2 protein-coding genes and 1 pseudogene are annotated in these 4,682 nt (G+C 73.3%); 1 reads left to right on the forward strand and 2 read right to left on the reverse strand.

All coding sequences use genetic code 11. The features are described from left to right. Window positions 1-3,986, forward strand: a 3,986-nt coding sequence (locus FPZ41_RS44960; RefSeq protein WP_152870513.1) for an FtsK/SpoIIIE domain-containing protein, incomplete at its 5' end; no start/stop codon positions are given. Between the two features lie 99 nt (window positions 3,987-4,085). On the opposite strand, the gene FPZ41_RS44965 is transcribed toward FPZ41_RS44960, so the two are convergent. Both FPZ41_RS44965 and FPZ41_RS44970 read right to left on the reverse strand, forming a co-directional pair. Next, entirely contained in the window at window positions 4,086-4,496 is a 411-nt protein-coding gene (locus FPZ41_RS44965; protein WP_152870515.1) for a hypothetical protein, read from the reverse strand. Continuing rightward, window positions 4,496-4,682, reverse strand: a pseudogene (locus FPZ41_RS44970) (hypothetical protein); the annotation flags it as partial. The pseudogene FPZ41_RS44970 and the gene FPZ41_RS44965, both read right to left, overlap by 1 nt.

The following is a 4,682-nucleotide window of genomic DNA, read 5'->3' on the forward strand; positions in this document are numbered from 1 at the left end:
GCCCCGACGGCCTGCCGGCCCCGGAAGCGCTGCCCCCCGCCGGACAGTTGCCGGCCCCGGACTACGGCACCGAGCCCTGGCCCCCGTACGCCGACCTCTCGCTCGGCGACCATCTGCTGCGGCTCATGCCGCCGTTCGAGCCGGACGCGGCCGTCAACCCGTCGGCCGACGGGCTCGGTATCGAGTACAACCGGCCGCCGCGTATCGCCCCGCACCTGGACACCGAGTCGATCCGGATGCAGGGTCCGCCCGGCGAGCGCAGGAACCGGCCCTTCCCGTTCATGATGATGATGGCCCCGCTGGTCATGGGCCTGGTCATGATGAGCCTGTTCCGCTCCTTCTACTTCGTCATCTTCATCTTCTTCACGCCGATGATGGCGGTCAGCAACTGGATCATCGGCCGCCGCTCCGGCCGCAGGGCGCATGAGGAGGCGCTGCGCGTCTACCGGCTGCGCCGGGCGGCCCTGGAGCTGGAGATGCGGGACGCGACCGTCGAGGAACGCGACCTGCGCAACACGACGTTCCCCGACCCGGCCACCGTGCTGCTCACCGCCACCGGCCCCGGCAGCCTGCTCTGGCAGCGCCGCCGCCGCGACCCCGACCACCTCACCCTGCGGGTCGGGACGGTCACCCGCCCCTCCCTCAAGCGCATCGACGACCACGCCCGCGAGACCAACCACCGCCATGTCCACTGGCGCCTCGCCGACGCGCCGTTCGGCGTCGAACTCGCCGACCTCGGCGTCGTCGGCCTCGCCGGACAGGGCGACACCCCGCGCACGGTGGCCTGCTGGGCCGTCGCCCAGGCCGCCGTCCTGCACAGCCCGCGCGACCTGCGGATCGTCGTCCTGACCAGCGACGAGCACGCCGACGCCTGGAGCTGGGTGCGCTGGCTGCCGCACCTCAGGCCCGGCCGCCCGGGCAGCGTCATCGCGCTCGGCAACGACCCGGAGAGCACCGCCCACCGCGTCAACGAACTCATCGCCGACATCCAGGCCCGGTTCACCGCCCAGGCGTCCTCCGCCCTCGGCCACACCCTGCTGAGCGAGCCCGACGTGCTCGTCGTCCTCGACGGCGCCCGCCGACTGCGGGACGTGCCGGGCGTGGTGCAGGTGCTCACCCAGGGACCCGCGGTGCGGATCTTCAGCCTGTGCGTGGACGAGCGGGAGCGGCTGCTGCCGGAGGAGTGCACCGCGGTCGTCACCACCGAGGGCAACCGGCTGACCGTACGGACCTCCGGCGCCCCCGCCGTCGAGGGCATCCGGGCCGACCTCGTCACCCCCGACTGGTGCGAGGAGGTCGCGCGGGCGCTGGCCCCGGTGCGGGACGTCACGGTCGACAGCGACTCCGGTCTGCCCACCGAGGTACGGCTGCTCCCGCTGCTCGGCCAGGAGCCGCCCGACCCGGCCGCGCTGGTCACCGAGTGGGCCCGCCGCCCGGCGTCCACCGCGTTCGTGCTCGGTTCCGGGTACGAGGGGACGCTCCGCCTCGACCTGGTCAGGGACGGGCCGCACGGGCTGATCGGCGGTACCACCGGCTCCGGCAAGTCCGAGCTGCTGCAGACCATGATCGCCTCGCTGGCCGCCGCCAACCGGCCCGACGAACTGGCCTTCGTCCTCGTCGATTACAAGGGCGGCAGCGCGTTCCGTGAGTGTGCCGAACTCCCGCACACCCTCGGCATGATCACCGACCTCGACGGGCACCTCGTCCAGCGGGCCCTGGCCTCCCTCGACGCCGAACTGCGTCGTCGCGAGCAGGTGCTGGCCGACGTCGAGGCCAAGGACCACTCCGAGTACCGGGCCAAGCGGGCCCGCGACCCGCAGCTGCCGCCGCTGCCGCGACTGCTGCTCGTCATCGACGAGTTCGCCACGCTCGTACGGGAACTGCCCGAGTTCGTACCGGGCCTGATCAGCCTCGCCCAGCGCGGGCGCTCCCTCGGCCTGCACCTCGTGCTGGCCACCCAGCGGCCCGGCGGCTCGGTCAGCAACGAGATCCGCGCCAACACCAACCTGCGGATCGCGCTGCGCGTGACGGACCGGTCCGAGAGCCAGGACATCATCAACGCCCCCGACGCGGTCAGCATCTCGCCCAGCAACCCCGGACGGGCCCTGATCCGGCGCGGCTCCGGGGCACCCACGCCGTTCCAGAGCGCCTGGGTCGGCGCGGAACGCGGCGGTGCGGCGCCCGCCGAGAAGTCGGCGGCCGCCCGGCCCGTACGCGGCGTCGAACTGACCTGGGCCCGGCTCGGCCGCCCCACCGACGTCAGCGCCCATGAGGACGAAGACCTGGCCGTGGCCGTGGTCCCCGGGGAGGAGCCGCTCACCGACCTGCGCGCCCTCGTCGAGGCCATCGGCCGTGCCGCGGAGATGCTGGACGACTACCAGCCGCAGGCCAGCCCGTGGCTGCCGCCGATGGCCGACAGCGTCGGCATCGAGGACCTGCCGCCGGTGCCGAAGACCCCGCCGGGCGCCCTGCCGCTCGTCCCGTACGCGCTGCTGGACATCCCGCAGCGCCAGGAACAGCGGCTCGGCGTCATCGACTTCTCCAGCTTCGGCCACCTCTACGTCATCGGTTCGCCCCGCTCCGGCCGCACCCAGGTCCTGCGGACGATCGCGGGTGCGGCAGCCCTCGCCATCCCCAGCTCCGATCTCCACATCTACGGCATCGACGCGTCCGGCGGCGGCCTCGCCGCCCTCGAATCGCTGCCGCACTGCGGGGCCGTCGTCTCCCGGCACGACACCGAGCGGCTGGAACGGATCATCGCCCGCCTGAGCAGCGAACTGACGGTACGTCAGCGGCTGATCTCGCAGCACGACTGCGCCGGACTCGGCGAACTGCGGGCCAAGCTCCCCAAGGACCGCCGCCCGGCCCGGCTCCTGCTCCTCATCGACGGCTGGGACGCGCTCAGCGCCATGCTCGACGACTACGACGGGGGCCGTGTCTACACCGAGGTCGTCCGGCTGCTCCGCGAGGGCACGGCGGCCGGCATCCACGTCATCGCCACCTCCGAACGCGTCCTGCTCGGCGGTCGCCTGGCGGCCCACAACGACAACCGGCTGCTGCTGAAGCAGGCCGACCCCAGCGACTACAACCTCGCCGGGATGACCCGCAACAAGGTTCCCGCGCACATTCCCCCCGGCCGCGGCTGGCTCGCCCCCAGCGGCATCGAGGCCCAGATCGCGCTCCTGCCGGCCGAGGACGGCGCCGACCAGGGCGACGCACTGCGCGAGATCGGCCGCCGCACGACGGCCCGGGACGCGTCCGTCGCCGCGACCCGGCGGCCGTTCCGCATCGCGGAACTGCCGACCTTGATCGGCTTCCAGGACGCCGTCGACCAGATCCCGGAGGCGAACCGCCGCCCGCTGTGGGCGCTCCTCGGCGTCGGCGGCGACACCGGCGAGCCCCTCGGCTTCGACTTCGCCGCCAGCGGCGGGTCGTTCATGGTCGCGGGCCCGCCGCGTACGGGGCGTAGCACCACCCTCGCCTCCATGTGCGTGTCGCTGCTCCTGGGCGGTACCTCGCTCGTCGTGATCACGCCCCGCGAGTCCCAGCTCAGGCAGCTCGCGGCGCACGACCTCGCCCAGGTCCTCACCGACCCCGACCCCTCCGCGGACGCGGTCACCGAGGCCCTCAAGGCGGTCGCGGGCCGCCCCACGGTCGTCGTCGTGGACGACGCGGACCTGCTGCTCAGCGGCCGGGCCGACAAGGTCCTCAGGCAGGTCGCCGCCGCCGGGCGCGACCGCCAACAGGGCCTGCTGCTGGCCGGGTTGCCCGAGTCGATGAGCTCCCTCGGCTGGGTCGGCATGGCCCGCCGCTCCCGACGCGGCATCCTCCTGGGCCCCAAGAGCATCGCCGAGGGCGACCTCATCGGTGTCCGCATCTCCACGGAACAGGCCCGCACCCCGCTCCCCGCGGGCCGCGGCTGGACGGCGAGCGAGTCGGGGACGGCCATCATGGTGCAGGTGCCGTTGACGGTGCTGGGCGGCTAGTTTCCTCGGCCGCGCAGGGCGCCCCTCGCAACGCAAGGTTGCGGGGGGCGCCCTCTGTCTTTGTCGGGGCTTACGGCCCGAACGCCATGTAGATGACGCCTACGGCGCCGGATTCGCTGCTCGTGAGGGGCGTGATCCGATACGGGAGGGTGGTCCGGTCGCCGGGGTGCCTTCTCGCTCTCCGGGACTGGCCGTGTCCTCAGGCTCCTCGTCCTCCGGTGCGGGCAGGCGCATGCCCCGGGACTCGGCGACGCGCAGGGCGTCGGTGAGGCACTCGGCGAGGCGGAGGCCTGCGTACCGCACCTCGGTGTACGGCGATACGGGGTCGTCCAGCACCTTGCGGGCGAGGCCGAGGACGTCGGTGCCGGTGGCGAGTTGGACGGCCTCCAAGTCGTCGGCGAGGCGGGAGAGGTAGCTGCCGCCGTTGTCGGTCACCAGGTAGCAGGGTTTGCCATCCGGGGAAGGCCAGGGCAGGAGCCGCGGGGAGGTTGTGCCGTTTGCACGTGCCATCAGGCGGCCACCTTCTCCGCGCCGATCAGGTGTCGGTCGAGGTCGATTCGGAAGTCCGCCGCGAGGACGAGGGTGAGGCGGCGGCGCTGCCGGAGTACGGCTTCCTCTTTCTCTTCGTGGGCGGTGAGGTAGGGGCGTACGAGGGCGGAGGCGGTGCCGTCGAGGGGGGTGGGGAGGCCGTACGGG

It is taken from the genome of Streptomyces acidicola (genome assembly GCF_009377235.1).
Classification (GTDB): Bacteria; Actinomycetota; Actinomycetes; order Streptomycetales; family Streptomycetaceae; genus Streptomyces; species Streptomyces acidicola.